The following is a 23291-nucleotide window of genomic DNA, read 5'->3' on the forward strand; positions in this document are numbered from 1 at the left end:
TCCCGGATTTGGTTATCGGGTCAAAGCGTCGAGAATGCGCGCCCAGGACCGGATGCCTTTGTGAAAGCTTTTGACGTCATATTTCTCATTCGGTGAGTGAATTGCGTCATCATCATTGGCAAAGCCCACAAGCATGGAATCCATGCCAAGTTCCGTGTCGAAGTAGCCAACGACAGGGATTGACCCGCCCATTCCGGTAAAGACGGCTTCGCGCCCCCATTCATCGGACAATGCGCCTCGGGCGGCTTCGAATTCGGGGCGGTTGATATTCATGACGGATGCGGGCGCGCCTTCAAGATCGTTGTCCCACTGTACTTTCGCGTCGGGTGACAGGCGGTCTTCTACATGCTTGCGAATCTGGTCACGCAAGGCGTCAGGGTTCATGTCACCCACCAGACGGCAGGTGATCTTGCAATGCGCCTGTGAGGGAATGACCGTCTTCGAACCGGCGCCGTTATAACCGCCCCAAAGCCCGTTTACCTCAAGCGTCGGGCGCGCCCATTGTTGCTGCAATGTCGAATATCCTTTTTCGCCGTGTGGCTGAGAATACCCCACCGAGTTCAGATAATCCGCCTCATCGAACCCGCAGTTTTCCCATTGGCGCAACTGTTCGGCCGGGACCTCATGAACCCCGTCATAAAAGCCTTCGACAGCGACGCGACCGGTTTCGTCGTCATAGAACGAGGCGACGATCTTGGAGAGCTCTCGCAGCGGGTTTAGCCCCGGTCCGCCGTAATGGCCCGAGTGCAGGTCGATCCGCGGACCGATGATGGTGAATTCGTCCTTGAGCATCCCGCGCAGCTGTGACGCGATTGATGGCACCCCACGCGACACCATCGAAGTGTCGCATACCAATGCCAGATCCGCTTTCAACTCGGCCACGTTTTCACGCAGGAACGGGACCAGCGACGGCGAACCGGATTCTTCTTCGCCTTCGAAGAAGAAGGTGATGCGGCAGGGCAGGGTGCCATGGACGGCCTTCCATGCGCGGCACGCTTCGACGAAGGTCATCAACTGTCCCTTATCGTCCGAAGAGCCTCGACCCCGGATAACTGGCCCATTTTCGGTTTCTTCAATGGCCGGATCGAACGGATCCCGGTTCCACTGGTTCAACGGGTCAACGGGTTGAACGTCATAATGGCCGTAGAACAGAACATGGGGCGCGCTGTTGTCCTCGCCTATGTGGCCCACCACCATGGGATGTCCGGTGGTTTCACGTTTTTCAGCCTGAATTCCTATGCTTTTCAGGTCAGATACCAGCCAGTCAGCTGCCTGGTTGACCTGTTGGTCAAAGGCCGGATCGGTTGAAATTGACGGAATGCGGAGCAGTTCCATCAGGCGGTCGATTGAGGTCGGCAGATCGGCGTCGATGCGGTTCAGAACAGCGTCCAGCGACATGAGAGGGCTCCTGCTTGATTTGGATTTTCCGGAACCCTATCAGCGCCACTTTTGCCGTCTAGCCCGCAAGGACAGGAATCTGGTATAATATCGGAAACCCGGATGAGATAATGTGCTGTGCCTGCGTCGTTTCCTCGCGTCCAGGGGGCGTAACTTTACTTGTCGGTCAGGGTCAGAGCGGATATTTGATGCAAATCAAATAAGCTTTCACTGTGCTTGCGGTATCAAGCAGGCAGTGGGAAATGCTCTGGTGCAGATTCGTATCCTGCGCAGAAGAAGACGTTCGGTCGCCGTAATATCGGTCGGGCAACTAAGGAGAAACCGGTGGATTATACTGCTCAGCTTGATTCAGCGATCGCAAGGCTGCATGACGAAGGACGGTACCGGACCTTCATTGATATCGAACGTCGCAATGGTCATTTCCCGCATGCGGTGCGCACGCGCCTCGATGGATCGCAGCAAGATATCACTGTCTGGTGCGGCAACGACTATCTTGGCATGGGGCAACACCCTGTGGTGCTGGAGGCAATGCACGAGGCCGTGGATGCCGCAGGCGCCGGATCAGGTGGAACCCGCAACATTTCGGGCACCACGGTTTACCACAAACGGCTTGAGGCCGAGCTGGCCGATCTACACGGCAAAGAAGCTGCGTTGCTGTTCACCAGCGCCTATATCGCAAATGACTCGACACTCAGCACTTTGCCGAAACTGTTTCCCGGTCTGATCATTTATTCTGATACATTGAACCATGCTTCGATGATCGAAGGGGTGCGCCGCAACGGCGGGTCCAAGCGCATCTTCCGCCACAATGACGTCGCCCATCTGCGCGAACTGCTTGAAGCGGATGATCCCGCAACGCCCAAACTGATCGCCTTTGAGTCGGTGTATTCGATGGACGGCGATTTTGGCCCGATTGAAGAGATATGTGATCTGGCCGATGAATTTGGTGCGCTGACCTATATTGATGAGGTCCACGCCGTTGGCATGTACGGACCGCGCGGCGGTGGCGTGACCGAGCGTGATCGTCTGGCCCATCGGATCGACATCATCAACGGCACATTGGCCAAAGCCTATGGCGTCATGGGGGGCTATATCGCGGCCAGCACTAAAATGTGCGACGCTGTGCGGTCTTATGCTCCGGGCTTCATCTTTACGACGTCCCTGCCACCTGCCGTTGCTGCGGGTGCCGCAGCTTCGGTTGCCTACCTCAAAACTGCGTCCGAATTGCGAGAGCAGCATCAGACGCAAGCAAAGATCCTCAAGCTTCGGCTCAAGGGGATGGGCCTGCCACTGATTGATCACGGCAGCCACATTGTGCCCGTGATTGTCGGCAACCCCGTGCACACGAAGAAACTCAGCGATATGCTGCTGGATGACTATGGAATCTACGTCCAGCCCATCAATTTCCCCACTGTTCCGCGTGGAACAGAACGCCTGCGTTTCACACCGTCCCCGGTTCATGGACCTGACGAAATGAACCGTTTGATCCAGGCGATGGACGAACTTTGGTCACATTGTGCGCTAAATCGCGCCGAACTTGCCGGTTAACCTAACGCTAAAGTGTGCAATTCGTATGCCGCGTGCTAAAATTACGCTAACAAAACTACGGCGCGAATCATTCTTTTAATGATTCGACCACGGCGTGAAACACGCACAGGCAGAATGGGGCAGCAGGGATGATTGGGCGCAGATCACAGCGCGGATCCGAAGGCGACACTGACGTCAGGCCCAAGGGCTTTGACGACTATGAGGTGCGGCTGGGTGACATGATGCGTGGTGAACGCGCAACAATGGGCAAATCCCTACTGGATGTGCAGCGCGAACTGCGGATCAAAGCCAACTACATTGCAGCCATAGAAGATGCCGACCCGGACGCCTTCGATACGCCCGGATTTATCGCTGGGTATGTGCGCTCTTATGCCCGCTATCTAGGGATGAACCCCGACGAAACTTTCTTTGCGTTTTGTAAGGAAAGCGGGTTTGAGGTCGCACATGGCATGTCGGCCGAGGCGTCGGTGGTTCGAAAGACCTCGGGCAGCTTGCCGGCTCGCGGTCCGATGGGGCGCGATCCGTTTATCTCGCCAAACACTCCCTATATTCCCGGACGGGAATCGTTGGTCAGCCAGATAGAGCCGCGTGCCATCGGGTCGTCTCTGGTTCTGTTGGCTGTGATCGGCGGTATTGGATATGGCGGATGGTCCGTCCTGAACCGGATTCAGCAAGTGCAGGTAAGCCCGGTTGAACAGGCTCCGGTTGTCTTGTCTGATTTGGACCCGCTTGAGGCGGCGCGTAGCACCACCGAAGATCAAGTCGCGCTGATCGACACCCCCTCGGCTGAGGCTCTGGATAGGCTGTATCGCCCACAGGCCCTGGATTTGCCGGTGCTCGTTGCCCGTGATGCACCAATTTCTACACTGGACCCGCGTACCGTTGGCACCTTCCAGCCGCCTGAGCCGCCCAAGGTTGAGGTTGCCGAAGTCCATACGGTTCTTCGCCCGGCATTGCCGCAGGTGGTTGAACAGATTGATACGACCCTGAAAATCGTCGCCGTTGATCCGGCGTGGATGCGGGTCACCGCTGCGGATGGAAGTATCATCTTCGAGGGTACGCTTGGAACCGTCGAACAGGGCAGTACATTCGAGGTACCGCTGACAGAAGAACCGCCTAACCTACGTGCAGGTGCCGCCGGATCTGTCTATTTCTCGATGAATGGTGACCATTTCGGCCCGGTCGGAGCACCAGGAACTGTCGCCAAAGGTGTCGTTCTGTCCAAGGATGCGGTTTCCGAACGCTATACGGTAGCTGATCTTGAGGCCGAGCAAAACGTCGCCCTCAAGCAACTGGTGGCGGAACTTCAGGCGCAAAGCTCTGCCGCACCGACAGAATGATCTGACCATTGCAGTGGCCAGTTAGGCTGACTATTTAAAGATCAACTCAGACAGTCTTGGACCCGTCCACATGTCCCTTAATCACGTGCGCCCATGGCGCAATATCTACCGCCGCAAATCTCGTCAGATCATGGTTGGAAACGTCCCCGTCGGAGGTGACGCTCCGATTGCGGTGCAGACTATGACCAATACGCTGACGACGGATGTTGCGGCGACTGTGGCTCAGGTGCAGGCCGCCGCAGAGGCGGGTGCGGATATCGTGCGCGTTTCGGTCCCGGATGAGGCCTCGTCCAAGGCGCTGAAAGAGATCGTGCGCGAAAGTCCGGTACCTATCGTGGCGGATATCCACTTTCACTATCGCCGTGGGATCGAGGCCGCCGAGGCAGGCGCAGCATGCTTGCGGATCAACCCTGGCAACATTGGCAATGAAAGTCGGGTGAAAGAGGTCATTCAGGCCGCGCGTGACCATAATTGCTCGATCCGGATCGGGGTGAATGCGGGAAGCCTGGAAAAGCATCTGCTCGAGAAATACGGCGAGCCTTGCCCCGAAGCGATGGTTGAAAGCGGGCTAGAGCATATCCGTATTCTTCAGGACAACGATTTCCACGAATTCAAGATCAGCGTGAAAGCCAGCGATGTCTTCCTGTCGGCCGCTGCCTATCAGGGCATCGCCGAGGCCACGGACGCCCCCATCCATCTGGGTATAACCGAGGCCGGAGGACTGGTTTCGGGCACCATCAAATCGGCGATTGGTCTGGGCAATCTGCTATGGATGGGCATTGGCGACACGATCCGCGTCAGCCTGTCTGCGGATCCTGTCGAAGAGGTCAAGGTAGGGTTCGAGATCCTGAAATCTCTGGGCTTGCGCCATCGCGGGGTTAATATCATCTCATGCCCCTCTTGTGCGCGGCAGGGGTTCGATGTGATCAAAACAGTCGAGGCGTTGGAACAGCGTCTTGAACATATCAAAACACCAATGAGCCTTTCGATCATCGGCTGTGTCGTGAACGGCCCGGGCGAAGCGCTGATGACCGATGTCGGCTTTACCGGCGGCGGTGCCGGATCGGGTATGGTGTATCTGGCGGGCAAGGCCAGCCACAAGATGTCCAACGATCAGATGGTCGACCACATTGTTGAAGAGGTCGAGAAGAAGGCCGCTGAATTGGACGCTGCGCAGGAAGCCGCTGAGTAATTTTCCAGCTTGATTGGCCGTTGAATGACCAGTTCGGCAGGCATGCAGGGTCAATTCATAGGGCCTGCACGTTGTTGGCCGCGTGTATCTGGTGGACCCCAATCCCAGACACCTCATTGAAAACACGACGCTGTTGGTCCACATTATTGTTAGGAATGAGATTTTTATTCCCGCTTAGATTTGTTGTTTTTGTTTCAAGGGTTTCTTAGTCGTATGCCAGTAAGTGATCGTTTGCAGAATAGATTGTCTCCTGCCTCTTCGGCCCTCGGTCTTTGCGGTCCGAACTCTTACAGGGGGCTTATGCAATGCGCCGTAACTTGAAAGCCTTCGGCCTGGGTGTAGTTATCGCCGGGTGTTCGGGTTTCATGGTGGCAGATAGCGTAGTGGCCGATCAGTCCGCATTTCCCGGTGCGGTGGGATATGGGCAGAACGCTACGGGTTGGCGTGGCGGCGAAGTGTTTCATATCACAACCCTGGACGATACCGGCCCGGGCAGCCTGCGTGAGTGCGTCGAAAATGATGGCTCCGGACGGGTTTGCGTTTTCGATATTTCGGGGACGATCACCGTAGACACCCAGATGAAAGTGGCTTCGAACACCTATATCGCCGGACAGACCGCGCCGGGACAGGGGGTGCAGATCAAACTTGGCAAGGTTCTGGATTCACCCCTGATGATTTTTGAGGCGCAGGACGTTTTGCTGCGGAACCTCAAGTTTCGGCCCGGACCCAGTTACAAGCCCTCGTCGAACGTGGACGGGCTTTCCATAGAGAGCAGTTCGAATATCTACGTTGACCGTGTCTCGATCCAATTTGCCACGGATGAGAATCTGGGCGTTGGAACGGAAAACCTGCCAAGCGAAGATATCACGATTGCCCGCAGCATCTCAGCCCTGGCTCTGGATAAGTCCACCCATACAAAGGGAAAGCATTCAAAAGGAGCTCTGCTGTGTTCCGATGATGGAACGGCAAGGCAATGTGGGCGGGTCACCCTGTATCAAAACCTGTTTGCCCATAACCGCGACAGAAATCCAGACATCCAGTCGTCACCATCTGGGCAAGTCGACATTATTAACAACGTGTTCTACGACGCGACCTCGCAATTCGGTGAGTTCTGGAACCATTACGGCGACACATGGATCGCCTATGTGGGAAACGTGGTCCTGCCGGGCCCCAGTACACGGAACAGGCCGCCCCCCGCCGCATTCGAGGTGTTCCCTTATGGCGCGGACAAAGGGTTCAGCATCTCGGTTTTCGAACAAGATAACCTGCATCTGGACAGCCGTATTGAGCTGCTATGCGACAGATCAGTGAAGGGCAAGATTGCGGATGATGCGGCGGTCGAATTCCTTGTGGCTGAACCTCACCAGCCGCTGTCGGTTGAACCTGCCGAGGTGAGCACGACATACGAAACCGTTCTTGGAACCGTGGGGGCCCGGCACGGGGATGACCAAGCTTTGGACAGTCTGGATGCGATGGTGATCGAAAACGTCCGCGGCTGTGATGGACATCGGATAAACGATCCGGGCGAGGTGGGCGGTTGGCCGGATTTGCCCATTGTTCACGCGGCAGTTGATACTGACCGGGACGGAATGTCTGATACTTGGGAAACAGGGCGGACTGGCCTGGACCCGAATGATCCCTCTGATGTCTGGGCGGACCGGGACGGCGATGGCTGGTCTAATCTAGAGGAATATCTAAGCCACCTTGCTGGCGACCCGATGCCCTGACGGAAAGGCCGGCTCCTGTTGTGGAACCGGCCTGCCAAATCAGCCTTGCTCGGCGCGAACGGCGTTCGCAATTTGCTGCATCTGATCTGCTTTCAGGTACCCGCGCAGCATTTCGCTGCCCAGCACAAACGAAGGCGTGCCCGAAATCTGCATCCGCTGCGCCAATTCACGGGTCTTTTGGATTTCCTCGGTGACCTGTTCGCTGTCCATTGCCGCCAGAATCGCGTCACTGTCCAAACCCAGCCCGTCCGAGATACGGCGCAAAGTAACCGGCGACGGTTCCCCGGTGAATTCGAGCAGGGCATCGTGAACCTGCTTATAGGCATCGTCCCCGGCAACATGTTTAGCGGCAACGGCAAAGCGGGATGAGATCATCGACGCGTCTCCGAGGATCGGAAACTCTTTGATCACAAGCCGAATATTGCCATCCTCGGCCAGCAGGCTGGCCACTTCGGGCACCGCACGGCGGCAATATCCGCAGCGATAGTCCATGAATTCGACCAGAGTAATATCTCCGTCCGGATTGCCGCCCACCCAGCTGTACCCGTCGTTGAAAAGCTCGTCAGCATTGCTGGCGACAAGCTCTTTATCCGCCTGCGCTTCTTCAACGGCGTTGCGTTGTTCCAGAATGTTGATCGCTTCGATGATGACTTCGGGGTTTTCCAGAAGGTATTCGCGTACCTGCTCTCCGAATTGTTGTTTTTCGGCGTCGGTCAGCTGGCTCAGGTCCAGGGCCTGCGCCGATCCTGCGATCAGGGAAAGCCCCAGAAGGGCTGGTGCAGCGTGTCTGAGGATCATTTCCGTTTCCTTTTCGAATTACTCTTGTTTGCTTGTTCAAACGCAATCAACACATCTTGCGCCCGTTGCCAACCCGGTGATCCGACCGGCAACTGCGCAACCGCGCGTTTCGCGTGAATACCGGCGTCATCCAAACGGCCCTGCAGGGCATATCTTTCGGCTGTAACCGCCGATGCCATGCCAGTATTGCCTGTTTTGGCATAAGCTGCACCCAGGTCTTGCATCAATCTTGCGTTACGAAAATCTCTGGCCCGCGCTTTTTCAAGAATGGCCAAGGCTTCCACTGTCTTACCTTGAACCAACAGGGACCGCCCGTATCCGGCCAGGATAAGTGGGTTATTCGGCGCCAATTCAACGGCTTTGCCATATGCTGCTACCGCATCAGCCACTTGACGGTTTTCAAGCATGATCTGGCCTTTGAGGTCATAGTAATAGGGGTCATTGGGCCGGATTGCCAATGCACCATCAATCGCAGCGCGCGCTTTGGTCAGATCACGGTTTTGATGGTGGGCTGCTGCCTTGCGCATCAGTCGTATGTCCTGGGCGGTTTCTTCTTTGGCGCGCCGCATCGTCCATGTGGGCGAGCGGATGAAGGCCGATAGTTTACCTTTCGCCCTTGCGAACCAGTAATCGGCATTCTGGCTGGGTTTGGCTTTATCGCCGAACTCTTCCAGAAACGCCTCGGCGGCACGCAACCTCTCGCGGCTGGTGGGGTGTGATCGCATGTATGGGTCCTGGTTGACCGTGTTTAACAGCTCTTGCCCCGCGAATTTACGGTGCAGAGACACCATGCCACTGGGCGAGATACCGGCCCAACGTAAATAGCTTGCTGCGCTGCGATCCGCCGAGGACTCTTCAGCGCGGGTGTGGCCAAGAAAGCTGCGCAGAGCTGCCGAATTAGTACCGGCCGCAATTCCGAATGCAGCCTCGCCGCCGCCAGCAGCTGCAGCAATCAGAGCCAAAGCCGTCCCAAGCCCGGCTTTTTGCCGTGCTGCATTCAGGTTTTCGTAACGGCGCGATAGATGCCCGTTGGCGATATGGGCCGCCTCATGTGCGATAACCGCCTGCAACATCTCGGGGCTTTCGACTGAAAGGATTAACCCATAGTTCAGATAGATCGCATTGTAATCCAGAACGAAGGCGTTGAACGTGCTGTCATTGACCACCAGTATCTGGACCCGGTTGGTATTTAGACCGGCGGCGCGCAGAACGGGAAAGGCCAGCTCTCGCAGACCGTGTTCAACATCTGGATCACGGATCAGGCTTTGGGCCTGAACAGCGCCTACGAGCCAAGTCACTGCAAACAGCAACAGGGCCGGGATTGACGCCAGCCTGGATACGCGTTCAAAAGCCATGATTGCAACATGGGAGATGGCCATGCGAAACTCAACCCGGTCCGGGGTCGATCCGTTCATCGTGATGGACGTGATGGAGGCTGCCCGCAAAGCCGAAGAAGCTGGCCGCCACATCATCCACATGGAGGTCGGCCAGCCTGGAACCGGCGCACCCAAAGGGGCGACCGAGGCATTGGCTAAGGCAATGGAGCAAGGCCCGCTGGGATATACCGTTGCATTGGGTCTGCCAGCACTGCGCCGCCGGATCGCGCAGATGTATGGCGAGTGGTATAATGTCGATCTCAATCCCGAACGGGTGGTGATAACCCCCGGTTCGTCAGGCGGATTTCTGTTGGCGTTCACCGCGCTGTTCGACAGCGGGGATCGCGTGGGTATTGGGGCCCCCGGCTATCCGTCATATCGGCAGATATTGCGGGCCCTGGGGCTGGTCGCGGTTGATCTGCCCACCGCTCCGGAACACCGCCTGCAGCCGGTGCCAGCCGATTTCGCCGGGCTAAATTTGCAGGGGCTGATGGTGGCCTCGCCCGCCAACCCGACAGGAACCATGCTGAACCATGCCGCAATGGGTGCGCTGATCGACGCCGCACACAGCCAGGGCGCGTCTTTCATCAGTGACGAGATTTATCATGGTCTGGAATACGAAGCCAAAGCCGTCACCGCGCTGGAGCTGACAGATGAGTGCTATGTGATCAACTCATTCTCTAAGTATTTCTCTATGACAGGTTGGCGTGTGGGCTGGATGGTTGTACCCGAGGATCAGGTGCGCGTCGTCGAACGGATCGCGCAGAACATGTTTATCTGCGCGCCCCATGCCAGCCAGGTGGCGGCGCTGGCTGCGATGGATTGTGATGAAGAATTGCAGGCAAATTTGGATGTCTATCGGCGGAACCGCGCGCTGATGTTGGACGGTCTGCCCAAAGCCGGTTTCACCAATATCGCGCCACCTGATGGGGCATTCTATGTTTACGCCGATGTGTCTGACCTGACCGACGACAGCCGTGCCTTTGCGGCTGAGATTTTGGATAAGGTCGGCGTGGCGGTCACTCCGGGGCTGGATTTCGATCCTCAGCGCGGGCATGGCACTATCCGTTTTTCCTATGCACGTTCGACCGGGGATATCGAAGAGGGGCTTCGGCGACTTCAGCGTTTCACGGCTGATCGGGGCTTGATTTCTGCCCAAGCCTAAAGCGTTCACATCCAAGTGCGGGTCGGGTAGGCTGCGCTTCAATCGATCTCGGGAAAACTTGAGGCCATGAGCAGAATTATCTACGCCATCGCGCTGATCTGGGCGCTAGGCAGTACCGCAGTTGCGCAGGATTTCAGCGCACTCGCCCGTGTTTTGCCAGACCAAAGTTCGATTGTTGATGACGGGCGGTCCGGTGTAAGCATCCAGCTTGGGCTTAGCCAGGGGGTGCCTTATCGCGTTTTTACCCTGCGCGACCCGTATCGGATGATCCTGGATTTCCAGGAGGTAGACTGGACCGGTCTTGATCGTGACCGCTTTCTACAGACTGGTCGTATCAGCGGTGTGCAGTTCGGCTCTTATGTACCGGGCTGGTCCCGCATGGTGCTAGAGTTGGGCGCGCCTCTGGCGGTTGAGACAGCGGATATGCGAGTGGACTCTGCGACTGGGGCCGCGCATTTGACGCTTGGGCTGCAAGGGACAGATTTCGACAGTTTCGCAGCCAGCGCCGGAACGCCGCGTCAATCCGGATGGGATTTGCCCGAACCAGCAGAGACATCGGTCGCTCCGGTGGGGCAGGGCAACGGAACTTTGCGTGTCATGCTGGACCCCGGGCATGGAGGAATTGATCCCGGCGCCGAAGTTGACGGTGATGATGAGAAAACCCTGATGCTGACCTTTGCCCGAGAGCTGCGCGAGATGCTATTGCGCACGGGCGGATATGAGATTGAGATGACGCGGACCGATGATCAGTTCGTTTCTCTTGAACGTCGTATTGCATTGGCACACCGCGCAGGTGCAGATGTGTTCATCTCTTTACATGCCGACATTCTGACAGAAGGGCGGGCTCATGGCGCAGCCGTTTACACGCTGTCGCAAGATGCCTCGGATGTGGCAAGCCACAAACTGGCCGAGCGGCACGACCGCAGTGATTTGATTTCGGGCGTCGATCTGAGCGGTGCGGATGATCAGGTTGCAGATGTTCTGCTGGACCTTGCGCGTCAGGAAACCAGGCCGCGTACGGATGCGTTGGCACAAATGCTGGCAAATGGAATGACGCAACAGGGTGGTCCGATGAACAACAAGCCAATTCGCACAGCCTCATTTTCGGTTCTTAAGGCAGCGGATATTCCTTCCGTTCTGATTGAGCTTGGCTTCCTTTCCAGCCCTAGAGATTTGAAAAATATACGAAATCAGGAATGGCGCATGGGAATGGCGCGCGGTATTCGGGATGGGCTAGAGAAATGGCGCCAGGACGATATGGTAAAACGATCCCTGATTGGACAGTGACCCCGCGGCGCAAACCGGCTATTATTGGCCATGGTGTTTTGACCCTGCACAGGTGCGACACTATATAGGCGGCACCGCGAGCAAAAGGCAGTAACGTGATCCGTTTCATTCTTTCGATTTTCGGGGCGATATTCAGCCTCGTGACCCTGGGTATTTTTATGGCTGCGCTGGTTATCGGCGCGGTGTTCTGGATGTATGGGCGCGACCTGCCCAGTCACGAATCCCTGGCGCAGTACAAACCGCCCACGATCAGCCGGATTTATTCTGGTGAGGGTCAGCTGATCGACGAATTTGCGCAGGAACGCCGTCTGTTCACCCCGTCAGAAGAAATCCCCGAACTGGTTAAGCAGGCCTTTATTTCGGCCGAAGACAAGAATTTCTATAACCATAAGGGCTATGATCCGCGCGGGATTATTGCCGCTGGTGTCGAGGCAGTGAAATCCAAGGGCGAGAATGTACGGGGTGCATCGACGATCACACAGCAGGTAATGAAGAACTTCCTGTTGTCGGGGGACCGTCGGGCCGAGCGCAAGATCAAAGAGATCATCCTGGCCACACGGCTTGAGAATACGCTGGATAAGGAACAGATCCTAGAACTCTACATGAACGAGATTTTTCTGGGCCAGAACTCGTATGGTGTAACCGCAGCAGCGCAAACCTATTTCAACAAGACCCTTCAGGAATTGGCTCCGCATGAGGCCGCCACTTTGGCAGCTATGCCCAAGGCGCCGTCGGATTATCACCCGGTTCGGCAGAAAGAACGCCTTGTGAACCGGCGCAATTATGTGCTGCGCGAGATGAACCAAAACGGTTATATCGACACGGCGACCTATGAGGCCGAGGTTGAGATGCCTTTGCGGTCTGTCCAGAATGGTGATTTCGAAAGTTTCCGCACCGCCTTACCGCCGCGGGATTACTTCACCGACGAAATCCGCCGCCAGCTGAGCGAAGATTTCGGCGAGGGCGAGTTCTTCACAGGTGGTTTTACTGTCCGCGCCTCTGTGGACGAGGAAATGCAAGTCAAAGCCGCGCACGCCCTGCGCGAGGCGCTGCAGAAATACGACCGGTCTCGTGGAAAATGGCACGGGACCGACGAAGTGATCGCCGAAGAAATACTGGCGGATGAGGTGCAGTGGCGTGAGGCCTTGGCGATTTTGGAAATCCCCCGTGATGTGGTTCTGCCAACGCAGTGGTATCCCGCAGTAGTACTGGATGTCGGTGAGCAGGCCCTGACCGTCGGCATTGAAAATGGTCCGGCTGACGGCATCATCCCGCGCTCGGACATCAAGTGGATGCAGGGCAGCTTCTTCGACAACTTCAAACGCGGTGACGTCATTCTGGTGATGGCCGGGGAAGAAGGCCAATGGTCGGCCCGTCAGGTCCCCGAGGTTCAGGGCGGCTTTGTTGCGATGGACGTGAACTCGGGCCGGGTTTTGGCGATGCAGGGCGGATTCTCGTATCAGGATTCTGTGTTCAACCGTGCCACGCAGGCGCAGCGTCAACCCGGGTCAAGCTTTAAGCCTTTCGTTTATGCTGCTGCGTTGGACAGCGGGTATAGCCCTGCGACCATTGTGGTCGACGCTCCGATCGAAGTGAACACACCGCAGGGCCTGTGGCGACCCAAGAATTCGACCAACAAATTCTACGGGCCGACGCCACTGCGTACCGGGATTGAACAGTCGCGGAACCTGATGACCATCCGTCTGGCGCAAGAAGTCACGATGCCCGTGGTTGCCGGATACGCGGAACGCTTTGGCGTTTATGACCGGATGGGTGCTTTCCTGGCCAACTCGCTGGGGTCCGAAGAGACGACGCTGTACAAGATGGTTGCGGCCTATGCGATGTTCGCAAATGGCGGCGAGCGGGTTGAACCCACTCTGGTTGACCGTATTCAGGATCGGTTCGGCAAGACAATCTATCGCCACGATGACCGCCAGTGCCTGGATTGTAATTCGGCCTGGCTGGAACCTGATGAATCCCCCACGATCGAGACCAACCGCAGTCAGGTCATGGATGCGATCACCGCTTATCAGCTGACGTCGATGATGAAAGGTGTCGTGGATCGTGGCACGGCATCCCGTGTTGTCAATCTGCCGGTGCCCACCGCTGGGAAAACCGGGACAACCAATGAATCCAAAGACGCCTGGTTCATCGGCTTTACTTCGAACATCGTTGCTGGCTGCTATATCGGCTACGACCGTCCGCGCCCGATGGGCCGGGGCGCTTATGGCGGCACTTTGTGCGGTCCCGTGTTCCAAAGCTTCATGGAGACAGCTGTCGATAAATACGGCGGAGGTCCGTTCGAAGTGCCACCGGGTGGTCACTTTATAAAAATTGACCGGTTCAGCGGTGCACGTTTGCCATCTGATGCGTCCGGAGACTTTGTCGTGGCCGAGTATTTCCGCGATGGCGCCGACGGCTTTATCGACCGCATCTATGACGGTGGTTTTGCGATGGGTTCCGACCTGCCGCTGTTTGAAGAGGTCAACAGCTCGGGTCGTCAGGTGACCACGTCGACCGGCGACACCATCACCGTTGGCCCAAATGCCAGCCAGGGCGATTTGCAGGGCGGCGGGCTTTACTGATCCGCCGCGCGCAACAACAGATTCAAGAGCGTTGCCTCGGGCGTAGCTGAAACTATCCCATGGCCGCGCCACATGATGGATAGCGCACCTTTTGCAGCGGCCCATTGGGCAAGACGTTTCCGCGACACACCTAACGCACCGGAGTAAAGCTGGAGGCAACGTTCGATCTGGTCGCGGCTGCGAACCAGATCGGGCATGCCTTTGGGGTGCCGCAATGCGTTTGCAAGTTCAAAAGCAGGATCGCCCAGATACCCCTTTGCATCAATTACCCGTGCCCCTGAAGGCGTTTGAATTACGTTATCGGTGTGAAGGTCACCATACAGCGGCACCACCTGCGGTTGGCTCGTCAGAAGGTTTGATGCCAGTTCCGTTGCGCGGATCACATCGCGTTGTAGCGCGTCGGGGCAATCGCGGGCAAACGTGCAGTCAAACAGTGGATTGAATACCTCGTGCAATGGTCGCAGCTCGTCGAACGCAACCGTGGGCTTTTGGTGAAGGCGGTGGGCCATCTCCGAGAAAACCTGCAGCGCGCTTTCAGCGTTTCCGTCACGCGCGATGTCACCCAGTGTCGGACCCTCCAACCACTCCATCAATACGGCTTTGCCCGCTTCGGCATAAATGGCAACCGCGCCACGATCCCGCCAGAGCGACAAAAGCCCGGTCGAAGCAGCTTCGTTCCCGCGATCTGCGCGGTGGTATAGCTTTAGCGCGGCCGGCCCATAATCCCGCGCGTGAACTTTCCAGACTAACGCATGCTGGGCTTCGGCGATCAGTGTGGCACGGCATAATCCCCAGCAATCCATGATATCACCCGGAACAATATGCATTCAGGTCTCCGCTGTCTTGTGGTGGCCCCACGCTCTTGCTATCACGCAGGCCTGATTGAGCAAGTTGGGACGTAACCATGCGCGCCGAAACCCAGAATACCGTGGCGGAAATTGAAAAGTCGCTAGAGCTGCTGGCGCAGCGCATGGACTATGAAACCGCACCCCATCGCCTTGAGGAATTCAATGCCCGGGTTGAGGATCCCAACCTGTGGGACAACCCCGAGAATGCGCAAAAACTGATGCGCGAGCGGCAGATGCTGGTCGATGCTATTGAAATCTATGAGTCCATCAAAACCGACCTCAGCGACAATATGGAGTTGATCGAACTGGGCGAGATGGAAGAGGACGAAGAGGTCGTCACCGACGCCGAAGAGGCGATCAGAAAGCTAAAAGCCAAAGCCGCCAAGAAAGAGCTTGAGGCGCTGCTGGACGGAGAGGCCGACGGCAACGACACTTTCCTTGAGATCAATTCGGGCGCAGGCGGCACCGAAAGCTGCGACTGGGCTTCGATGCTGGCGCGGATGTATGTCCGCTGGGCCGAGAAAAAGGGCTATACGGTCGAGTTGCAATCCGAGACCTCGGGCGAAGAGGCGGGCATTAAATCCGCAGCGTACAAAATTTCTGGCCACAACGCCTATGGCTGGCTGAAATCGGAAAGCGGTGTGCATCGGCTGGTGCGAATTTCACCTTATGACTCGGCGGCCAAACGGCATACCTCGTTCAGTTCGGTCTGGGTTTACCCGGTGGTGGACGACAATATCGAGATCGAGGTCAACCCGTCCGAGATTCGCATCGACACCTACCGGTCCTCGGGGGCAGGAGGCCAGCACGTGAACACCACGGACTCGGCCGTGCGGATCACGCATATCCCGACCGGGATCGTTGTTACATCATCCGTGAAATCCCAGCACCAGAACCGTGATATTGCGATGAAAGCACTGAAATCCCGCCTGTACCAGCAAGAGCTGGACCGCCGCAATGCTGACATCAACGCAGCCCACGAGGCCAAGGGCGATGCGGGTTGGGGCAACCAGATCCGGTCGTATGTTCTGCAGCCCTACCAGATGGTCAAGGACCTGAGGACCAACCATGAAACCTCGGATACCAAGGGGGTTTTGGATGGGGATCTTGACGGGTTCATGGCCGCCACACTGGCCTTGAACGTGGCCGGAAAAAGCCGCTCCGAAGCGCAGGGCGAAGGCTGATAGCAGCGCGTTCGATGCCCATGATGAAGCTGATCAAAGGACATTGGCAACTGATTGCGCTTGTCGCTTTGGTGTTTGTGTTCTGGTCTACGCCGGTTGTGGTGCCTCTGAAGATACTCATCGTTTTCCTGCACGAGCTGTCGCACGCGATAACCGTCGTCCTAACCGGTGGTTCGGTCGAGAGCTTCTCGATCTCACCGCAGCAGGGTGGTCTTGTCACAGCGCGTGGTGGGCAAAGGTTCTTCAGCCTGTCCGCCGGTTATCTCGGGTCGCTGGCGCTAGGGATGGGGTTGTTGCTGATTGCATTGCGCACGCATTGGGACCGGGCGGTGCTGGGTGGATTTGGCGGAGTGATGCTGTTGGTAACAGCGCTTTATGTCCGCGATCCCTTTGCCATGGCGTTTTGTGCAGGTGTTGGGGCGGTAATGATCGGCATGGCGTTCTATCTAAGTCGGCCGATCTGTGATCTGGCTTTACGCGTGATCGGGCTGACCAGCGTGATCTATGTGCCTTATGATATCTTTGATGACACGATCCGGCGCTCGGGTGTCCGCTCGGATGCCTACATGCTGGCCCAAGAATTCGGCGGCACAACCATGATGTGGGGCGGGATCTGGCTTGTGTTAAGCGTCCTTTCCATCCTATTGTGCGTAAAACACTTTCTTGGGCACGACAGCAATTTGCATTTTGAGTCTCGATCCAAGTGACCTCGGGTGGTCTTTGGTAAAAAGATGCATTCAAACTGAGGGTTTAAATGAGGATACGCTCCGGCTAGGCTGACCAAAAAGGTGGAGCCCAGGGATGGATCTAGGCCAAATAACAGCTGCCGAATTGTTGAGCGCATTGTCCTCTGGTCGTTTATCGGCGGCTGAGCTGATGCAACTGACGCTAGAGCGGATCGGCGCAGTGAACGAGCGCCTGAATGCAATCGTGGCGATGCGTGATCCTGATGATTTGATGGCCGAGGCCCGTGCTGTTGATGCCAGACCAAACCGTGGTCCGCTGCATGGTCTGCCGATTGCCGTCAAAGACTTGGTGAATGTTGCGGGCGTCGTTTCGTCCCAAGGATCACCAATCCTGAATGGGTTCATTCCGGAAACAGACGATCTGTTAGCCCAGCGGATGAAAGAGGCCGGGGCAATCCTGATCGGTAAAACCAATACTCCGGAATTCGGATTGGGCTCACATACGTTCAACCCTGTATATGGCGTCACATGCAACCCATATGACCCCGAGCGTACCTGCGGCGGTTCATCCGGTGGGGCTGCAGTCGCGCTGGCGTCTGGCATGGTGGCGCTGGCCGATGGGTCTGACATGATGGGCAGCCTGCGCAACCCTGCGGCATGGAACAACGTCTATGGCTTCAGGCCCAGTTGGGGGCGGGTGCCAAACGAACCCGACGGTGACGGGTACTTGCACCAGCTTTCTACATTGGGCCCGATGGCGCGGAGCCCCGAAGATATTGGTCTATTGCTTGATGTGATCAGCGGCACTCATCCGTCCCAACCTTTGGGCCATCCGGGGGAAAGCGTGTCTCCGGTCCAACCCACAGACCTGACCGGAATGCGTATCGGGTGGTTGGATGACTGGGGCGGAGCCTTTCCATTCGAACCTGGTATCCGCGAGATTTGCCGTGACGCGCTCGAGGTGTTCACTCAACTCGGGGCCAAGGTCGAACCCCTCGCACCACCCTTTGACGCAGACCAGATGTGGAATAGCTGGATTACATTGCGTTCGTGGAGCGTGGCCGCCGGTCTTGCGTCTCTGACAGAACACCGCGCGTCACTGAAGGATACTGCGCAATGGGAACTGGACCGTGGTCTGGCGCTGACAGCGATGCAGGTCCATCGTGCCAGTGTTGTGCGAACCGAGTGGTTCCGACGTGCGACCGAAGTTTTCCAGGACTATGATGCGCTTATCCTGCCGTCGGCCCAGGTCTGGCCATTCGACTTGCAGCTTGCATTTCCCACCGAAATCAACGGCACCCGGATGGATACCTATCACCGTTGGATGCAGGTCGTGGTGCCGGTCAGCCTGATCGGACTGCCTTGCCTCTCGGTTCCTGTTGGATTTGGATCCGAAGGCTTGCCGATGGGGATGCAGATCTTTGGTCCGCGCGGAGCGGATTCTCGTATTTTGTCCATCGGATCTGCATATCATTCTGCCACCAGTTGGCCGCAAAAACGACCCGCGTGAAAATCGACCGGATACGAAGGATAAAAGCCATGGACAAACAGTTTGGTGTTCCGAACATGGGGCGGGTAGATGTCGAAATGCTGCACGAGGCCCTAAGGCGAGGCTGGAGCGATTTTCGCCGCGCTCCGCTCTTTGGGCTGCTCTTTTCCGGGTTCTATGTATTGATGGGCTGGCTGATGGTTTGGGTCACTCTCACGACCGGAACGACCTATTGGCTGATTTTGGCCGCAATCGGTTTCCCGATGCTGGGCCCCTTTGCCATGGTGGGGCTGTATGAGGTATCGCGGCGCATTCAAGAGGGTGAAGGTTTGGATTCTCGGGCCATATTTGGCGTAATCCTGGGTCAAAGCCGCCGTCAGTTACCTTCGATCTGCGCCATCATCGTTGTGATGTTTCTGTTCTGGTTCTTTCTTGGCCACATGATCTTTGCCCTTTTTATGGGGTTATCGACCATGACCAATGTGTCTTCGTCCCTTGAGGTGTTCCTTACATCAAACGGGTTGACGATGTTGGCGGTTGGAACAGCTGTTGGCGCGATTTTTGTGACCATCCTCTACATGATCACGGTGCTTTCAATTCCGATGCTTTTGGACCGAGAACTGGATTTTGTGACTGCAATGATTGCCAGCTATAGCTATGTGGCCGCAAACCGCAGATTGATGCTGGGGTGGGGCGCGCTGATTGCGGTTCTGACGTTTGCCGCAATGATTCCCTGGTTTTTCGGCTTGTTGATCGTACTGCCGCTATTGGGGCACGCCAGTTGGCACCTTTACTGGCTGATCTCTCAGGGCGGGGAAAGTGCGGGTTAACACGGCAGGATCGTCGTCAAGCGCGGGCCATGGCTTCTGGTCGGCGTGCAATGCGCGCGGCGGCCAGGACTGTCGAGGTGTCGTCCCCTAGATGTCTGAGCAATATCCGCCGTGTCGTCGTTGCGGTAGCTGTAGTTTTTGACAGGCAAATTGCGACACCGCGCCAACAGTTTGTTTGATTTTCAATTCCACGTGTCACCAGATAGATCCTGCTTTTCTGAGACGCACGACAGGACATGAGCATATAAATCTGCCGCCCGGCACAGGCCACGATACCTTGTACTTCGCGCTCTGCGACTGATGCTCCGGGTGTCTCGGAAATTGGTTCAAACCCTCTAACCAAAGTACATTGCGGTAACCTTCTGGCGTGAAAAAGCCTGTGTCTCAGGGGTTTTGTGCCATCAAGTTCTGTCTCGGTCGCATAATAGAACCCGCCGGGAAACAGAATTTCAGTCAGGGTGGCTGGGGTGGATCCCAGAAACTCGGTCAGGGCGACGGCAGCCGGGTGCTTGGACGGTTGGTCAATCTGATCCAAGGGATGGAGCAAAATCCGAGCATCAACATCAAAAAAGCGGCATATTCGGTCAAGGACATCGGGTCGGGGAAAGCTTTCGCCGCCAAGATAGCGATTGAACTGAGTTCGGTTCACTCCAAGCTGGCGGCACAGCTCGGAAACTGAATTATATTGTCCAGCAAGAGTTCGCAGATTGGCGCCGAACATCCTGCGTAGGTCGTCGGGGCTGCGGCTGTCGTTCGTCATTTTCGTCCCGGTACTTGTGTGTATTCCGAATAACCGCGACACAACTGGCCAACAAACCAGGCGCTGTCTGAAATCGTACAGATGACCCAGCGGACGCATCCCAACGCCGCGCTACCCTTGAAGGCTAACGCGATGATGCACAGACGCAATAGGTTAATTCTGATTTAGCTTAAACTTTTTAGGCAAATGTGACGTTGATGTTCACGTTTGGCGTATTGTGATCTTGCAAATTGGGTATTGCCGATACCCCGCCGCCAACTGGATTCGCCGGCGGGGCAGTTTTGGTCAATCGCCGCGCAACAGGGCTGCAACGCCGGTCCGGGCGATTTCGATCAGACCCAGTGGGCGCATGAGATCGGCAAAGGCGTCGATCTTGTCAGGTGCGCCGGTGATCTCAAAAATGAATGAATTCAACGTGCTGTCCACGACATTGGCACGGAAAATATCGGCCAGACGCAGCGCCTCGACCCGCTTGTCGCCGTCGCCGACCACCTTGATGATGGCCAATTCCCGCTCGACCGACGCGCCTTCGACCGTCAGGTCATGCACGTCGCGTACCGATACGATCCGGCCCAGCTGCGCCTTGATCTGTTCGATCACCTGCGGGGTGCCGGTGGTGACGATGGTGATGCGGCTTAGGTGGCCGGTATGGTCCACTTCGGCGACGGTCAGGCTTTCGATGTTATAACCACGACCCGAGAACAGGCCGATGACGCGGGCTAGAACCCCCGGTTCATTCTCGACCAGAACTGCGATGGTATGGCGTTCCTGTACGTCGGAAAACGTGGGTCTTAGGTTATAGGCCGAATGGCGGGTGGAGCCTTTTTTGATATGTAGGGCAGACATGCTGAGCTAGTCCTCTTCGTAGCGAAGGTTCGATACACCTTCGGCATTCTCCAGAATTTTCCAAATTGCGCCACGCAATGCATCCACCTTGGGGGCTGCGTGGTATTTCTTGAACATCTTTCTCACATGCTCGGTCTTTGGTGAGAATTGAACCAGATGGCCATCACCATAGTTTGAGCAGCCGAAAACCAGGGCAAACGGCTCGTCGTGATCAATTTCGTGATACCATCCCCAGTCCTCGGCACAGGCGAAGGAAACCTCAAACCCGGATGCGGCAAGCTCTTCACTCAGAAAGATGCTGAGTTCCTTGCCAAACACATCAGGATTAATGAAATCATCAGCTTCTTCGTTCAACTCGTCCGGCGTAGGCTGGAAGCGCGTTGCGTCAAAACTGATCATCTGCGCTGTCATACCAGAACCGAACCTTTGCTATCGATCACGCCCTGCGTCTCGGCCTCGCCCAGCAGCATCTCGTTATGGGCCTTGCCCGACGGGATCATGGGGAAGCAGTTCTCGTGCTTTTCGACCAGACAGTCGAAGATCACGGGGCCGTCATAGTTGATCATCTCCATGATCGCATCGTCCAGATCGGCGGGGTCAGAACACAAGATACCCTTGGCGCCAAACGCCTCGGCGAGCTTGACGAAATCAGGCAGCGCTTCGGACCAGGAATGCGAATACCGTTCGCCATGCAGCAGTTCCTGCCACTGGCGCACCATGCCCAAGCGTTCGTTGTTCAGGATGAACTGCTTCACCGGCAGGCGATACTGCGTAGCGGTGCCCATTTCCTGCATGTTCATCAGCCACGAGGCCTCACCGGCCACGTTGATCACCAGCGCGTCGGGATGTGCCATCTGAACACCGATCGAGGCCGGGAATCCGTAACCCATTGTGCCCAGACCACCTGAGGTCATCCAGCGGTTGGGATCTTCGAAGCCAAGGTATTGAGCGGCCCACATCTGGTGTTGGCCAACCTCGGTCGTGATGTAACGGTCATGTTTTTTGGTCAGTTCTTCAAGGCGTTGCAGCGCGTATTGCGGTTTGATGGTCTTTTCGCTGTTGGTATAGGCAAGGCAGTTCACCTTGCGCCATTCGCCGATCTGTTCCTGCCATTTCGCAATAGCTGCGGTGTTGGTCTTGCGACCGCGCGATTTCCAGACCTTGAGGATGTCCTCAAGCACGTGGGCCACATCGCCAACAATCGGGATATCAACGCGGATCACCTTGTTGATCGAAGACGGGTCGATGTCGATATGCGCTTTTTTGGAATCGGGCGAGAACGCGTCGATCCGTCCAGTGATGCGGTCATCAAAACGAGCGCCGATATTGATCATCAGATCGCAATCATGCATCGCCAGATTGGCCTCATACAACCCGTGCATGCCCAGCATGCCCAGCCAATTCCTGCCAGACGCCGGATAGGCGCCCAGACCCATCAAGGTCGAAGTGATCGGGAAATCTGTTGCGTCTACCAGTTCCCGCAGCAACTGGCTGGCTGCCGGGCCCGAATTGATGACGCCGCCGCCAGTGTAAAACACTGGCTTTTTCGCGGTTTCAATCGCAGCAACCAACTCGGTGATCTCTTCCAGATCGCCTTTCAGAACAGGTTGATAGTGCGAGGTAGATGGTTTCGGTGCACTGTATTCTCCGGATGCAAACTGGACGTCCTTGGGAATGTCGATCAGGACCGGGCCAGGGCGGCCCGAGGTGGCGACATGGAACGCCTCGTGCAGGGTATCGGACAGCGAATTCGTGTCCTTTACCAGCCAGTTATGTTTGGTGCAGGGGCGGGTGATGCCAATGGTATCAGCCTCCTGAAAGGCGTCCGAGCCGATCATGAAGGTCGGAACCTGTCCGGTCAGAACAACAATCGGGATCGAGTCCAGAAGCGCATCGGTCAGCCCGGTCACCGCATTGGTAGCGCCGGGGCCCGAGGTCACAAGCGCAACGCCGGGCTTGCCGGTCGAGCGGGCATAGCCTTCGGCGGCGTGAACCGCACCCTGTTCGTGACGCACCAGAATGTGGCGAATGTCGTTTTGCAGAAAGATCTCGTCATAGATCGGTAGCACGGCGCCGCCGGGGTATCCGAATACCGTGTCCACGCCCTGATCCTTGAGGGCCTGAACTACCATCTTTGCGCCGGTCATCTCACGTGTCATCTGCTTTGCTCCATTGGCGACATGTGTCTTGCGTTTCGCATAAAAAAAGCCCCCGAGATTTTCGGAGGCGCAT

At 56.6% G+C, this 23291-nt stretch carries 19 protein-coding genes; 11 read left to right on the forward strand and 8 right to left on the reverse strand.

Going from position 1 to position 23291, the window contains the following annotated elements:
* Positions 1-12: 12 nt before the first annotated feature.
* Positions 13-1398 (reverse strand): M20/M25/M40 family metallo-hydrolase, encoded by a 1386-nt coding sequence (locus tag AC2FH0_RS01380; protein ID WP_496688386.1) that lies wholly within the window; start codon positions 1396-1398, stop codon positions 13-15.
* Positions 1399-1722: 324 nt separating this feature from the next.
* On the opposite strand from AC2FH0_RS01380, the gene hemA reads away from it, so the two are divergent.
* The 4 genes from hemA (at position 1723) to AC2FH0_RS01400 (ending at position 7205) form a co-directional block, all read left to right on the forward strand.
* Positions 1723-2946, forward strand: a complete 1224-nt coding sequence (gene hemA / locus AC2FH0_RS01385; RefSeq protein ID WP_496788345.1) for a 5-aminolevulinate synthase — start codon at positions 1723-1725, stop codon at positions 2944-2946.
* A 128-nt stretch (positions 2947-3074) separates the two neighbouring features.
* A complete protein-coding gene (locus AC2FH0_RS01390) occupies positions 3075-4286 on the forward strand; it encodes a helix-turn-helix domain-containing protein (RefSeq protein WP_496701273.1) in 1212 nt (403 codons plus the stop codon).
* 70 nt (positions 4287-4356) lie between these two features.
* Positions 4357-5478: a flavodoxin-dependent (E)-4-hydroxy-3-methylbut-2-enyl-diphosphate synthase gene (gene ispG / locus AC2FH0_RS01395; RefSeq protein WP_142633254.1), complete on the forward strand. Its 1122-nt coding sequence runs from the start codon at positions 4357-4359 to the stop codon at positions 5476-5478.
* A 305-nt stretch (positions 5479-5783) separates the two neighbouring features.
* Entirely contained in the window at positions 5784-7205 is a 1422-nt protein-coding gene (locus tag AC2FH0_RS01400) for a pectate lyase family protein (protein WP_496708549.1), read from the forward strand.
* A 39-nt stretch (positions 7206-7244) separates the two neighbouring features.
* On the opposite strand, the gene AC2FH0_RS01405 is transcribed toward AC2FH0_RS01400, so the two are convergent.
* Complete coding sequence (locus AC2FH0_RS01405; protein ID WP_142633258.1) at positions 7245-8003, reverse strand: DsbA family protein; 759 nt, start codon at positions 8001-8003, stop codon at positions 7245-7247.
* Positions 8000-9382, reverse strand: coding sequence for a M48 family metalloprotease (locus AC2FH0_RS01410; protein WP_142633260.1), 1383 nt, complete (start codon positions 9380-9382; stop codon positions 8000-8002). The genes AC2FH0_RS01405 and AC2FH0_RS01410 overlap by 4 nt, the downstream gene beginning before the upstream one ends.
* Here AC2FH0_RS01410 and AC2FH0_RS01415 point away from each other — a divergent pair.
* The 3 genes from AC2FH0_RS01415 to AC2FH0_RS01425 all read left to right on the forward strand — a co-directional run bounded on the left by AC2FH0_RS01415 (position 9381) and on the right by AC2FH0_RS01425 (position 14416).
* Positions 9381-10544 (forward strand): pyridoxal phosphate-dependent aminotransferase, encoded by a 1164-nt coding sequence (locus AC2FH0_RS01415; protein WP_496701265.1) that lies wholly within the window; start codon positions 9381-9383, stop codon positions 10542-10544. The genes AC2FH0_RS01410 and AC2FH0_RS01415 overlap by 2 nt on opposite strands.
* Positions 10545-10610: 66 nt before the next feature.
* Positions 10611-11831 carry an N-acetylmuramoyl-L-alanine amidase gene (locus AC2FH0_RS01420; protein WP_496788346.1) on the forward strand — a complete coding sequence of 407 codons (1221 nt, stop codon included), beginning with the start codon at positions 10611-10613 and terminating at the stop codon, positions 11829-11831.
* A gap of 95 nt (positions 11832-11926) precedes the next feature.
* Positions 11927-14416, forward strand: coding sequence for a penicillin-binding protein 1A (locus tag AC2FH0_RS01425; RefSeq protein WP_496691081.1), 2490 nt, complete (start codon positions 11927-11929; stop codon positions 14414-14416).
* Here the strand turns inward: AC2FH0_RS01425 and AC2FH0_RS01430 are convergent.
* The gene (locus AC2FH0_RS01430; RefSeq protein WP_496788348.1) at positions 14410-15243 is read right to left on the reverse strand and encodes an aminoglycoside phosphotransferase family protein; all 834 of its coding nucleotides are present in this window, start codon (positions 15241-15243) and stop codon (positions 14410-14412) included. The genes AC2FH0_RS01425 and AC2FH0_RS01430 overlap by 7 nt on opposite strands.
* Positions 15244-15320: 77 nt before the next feature.
* Here AC2FH0_RS01430 and prfB point away from each other — a divergent pair, with 77 nt between their 5' ends.
* The 4 genes from prfB (at position 15321) to AC2FH0_RS01450 (ending at position 19453) form a co-directional block, all read left to right on the forward strand.
* Positions 15321-16448 carry a peptide chain release factor 2 gene (gene prfB, locus AC2FH0_RS01435; RefSeq protein WP_142633271.1) on the forward strand — a complete coding sequence of 376 codons (1128 nt, stop codon included), beginning with the start codon at positions 15321-15323 and terminating at the stop codon, positions 16446-16448.
* A gap of 14 nt (positions 16449-16462) precedes the next feature.
* Entirely contained in the window at positions 16463-17155 is a 693-nt protein-coding gene (locus tag AC2FH0_RS01440) for a M50 family metallopeptidase (RefSeq protein ID WP_496691084.1), read from the forward strand.
* Positions 17156-17249: 94 nt separating this feature from the next.
* The gene (locus tag AC2FH0_RS01445) at positions 17250-18644 is read left to right on the forward strand and encodes an amidase (RefSeq protein ID WP_496788350.1); all 1395 of its coding nucleotides are present in this window, start codon (positions 17250-17252) and stop codon (positions 18642-18644) included.
* Between the two features lie 29 nt (positions 18645-18673).
* On the forward strand, positions 18674-19453 hold the full coding sequence (locus AC2FH0_RS01450) for a DUF2189 domain-containing protein (RefSeq protein WP_496695758.1): 780 nt from the start codon (positions 18674-18676) through the stop codon (positions 19451-19453).
* 16 nt (positions 19454-19469) lie between these two features.
* On the opposite strand, the gene AC2FH0_RS01455 is transcribed toward AC2FH0_RS01450, so the two are convergent.
* The 4 genes from AC2FH0_RS01455 to AC2FH0_RS01470 all read right to left on the reverse strand — a co-directional run bounded on the left by AC2FH0_RS01455 (position 19470) and on the right by AC2FH0_RS01470 (position 23218).
* A complete protein-coding gene (locus AC2FH0_RS01455; protein ID WP_496691086.1) occupies positions 19470-20312 on the reverse strand; it encodes a helix-turn-helix domain-containing protein in 843 nt (280 codons plus the stop codon).
* A gap of 186 nt (positions 20313-20498) precedes the next feature.
* The gene (ilvN, locus tag AC2FH0_RS01460; RefSeq protein WP_142633282.1) at positions 20499-21059 is read right to left on the reverse strand and encodes an acetolactate synthase small subunit; all 561 of its coding nucleotides are present in this window, start codon (positions 21057-21059) and stop codon (positions 20499-20501) included.
* A 6-nt stretch (positions 21060-21065) separates the two neighbouring features.
* On the reverse strand, positions 21066-21458 hold the full coding sequence (locus tag AC2FH0_RS01465; protein ID WP_142633284.1) for a hypothetical protein: 393 nt from the start codon (positions 21456-21458) through the stop codon (positions 21066-21068).
* 8 nt (positions 21459-21466) lie between these two features.
* Complete coding sequence (locus tag AC2FH0_RS01470; RefSeq protein ID WP_496688368.1) at positions 21467-23218, reverse strand: acetolactate synthase 3 large subunit; 1752 nt, start codon at positions 23216-23218, stop codon at positions 21467-21469.
* Positions 23219-23291 lie beyond the last annotated feature (73 nt).

The organism is Ruegeria sp. CDSC051, assembly GCF_059610665.1.

Coding starts and splice junctions, on each gene's coding strand:
- AC2FH0_RS01380 (WP_496688386.1), bottom strand. CDS start 1,398: ATGTCGCTGGACGCTGTTCTGAACCGCATCGACGCCGATCTGCCGACC.
- AC2FH0_RS01390 (WP_496701273.1), top strand. CDS start 3,075: ATGATTGGGCGCAGATCACAGCGCGGATCCGAAGGCGACACTGACGTC.
- ispG (WP_142633254.1), top strand. CDS start 4,357: ATGTCCCTTAATCACGTGCGCCCATGGCGCAATATCTACCGCCGCAAA.
- AC2FH0_RS01400 (WP_496708549.1), top strand. CDS start 5,784: ATGCGCCGTAACTTGAAAGCCTTCGGCCTGGGTGTAGTTATCGCCGGG.
- AC2FH0_RS01405 (WP_142633258.1), bottom strand. CDS start 8,003: ATGATCCTCAGACACGCTGCACCAGCCCTTCTGGGGCTTTCCCTGATC.
- AC2FH0_RS01415 (WP_496701265.1), top strand. CDS start 9,381: ATGCGAAACTCAACCCGGTCCGGGGTCGATCCGTTCATCGTGATGGAC.
- AC2FH0_RS01410 (WP_142633260.1), bottom strand. CDS start 9,382: ATGGCCATCTCCCATGTTGCAATCATGGCTTTTGAACGCGTATCCAGG.
- AC2FH0_RS01420 (WP_496788346.1), top strand. CDS start 10,611: ATGAGCAGAATTATCTACGCCATCGCGCTGATCTGGGCGCTAGGCAGT.
- AC2FH0_RS01430 (WP_496788348.1), bottom strand. CDS start 15,243: ATGCATATTGTTCCGGGTGATATCATGGATTGCTGGGGATTATGCCGT.
- prfB (WP_142633271.1), top strand. CDS start 15,321: ATGCGCGCCGAAACCCAGAATACCGTGGCGGAAATTGAAAAGTCGCTA.
- AC2FH0_RS01440 (WP_496691084.1), top strand. CDS start 16,463: ATGCCCATGATGAAGCTGATCAAAGGACATTGGCAACTGATTGCGCTT.
- AC2FH0_RS01445 (WP_496788350.1), top strand. CDS start 17,250: ATGGATCTAGGCCAAATAACAGCTGCCGAATTGTTGAGCGCATTGTCC.
- AC2FH0_RS01450 (WP_496695758.1), top strand. CDS start 18,674: ATGGACAAACAGTTTGGTGTTCCGAACATGGGGCGGGTAGATGTCGAA.
- AC2FH0_RS01455 (WP_496691086.1), bottom strand. CDS start 20,312: ATGCGTCCGCTGGGTCATCTGTACGATTTCAGACAGCGCCTGGTTTGT.
- ilvN (WP_142633282.1), bottom strand. CDS start 21,059: ATGTCTGCCCTACATATCAAAAAAGGCTCCACCCGCCATTCGGCCTAT.
- AC2FH0_RS01465 (WP_142633284.1), bottom strand. CDS start 21,458: ATGATCAGTTTTGACGCAACGCGCTTCCAGCCTACGCCGGACGAGTTG.
- AC2FH0_RS01470 (WP_496688368.1), bottom strand. CDS start 23,218: ATGACACGTGAGATGACCGGCGCAAAGATGGTAGTTCAGGCCCTCAAG.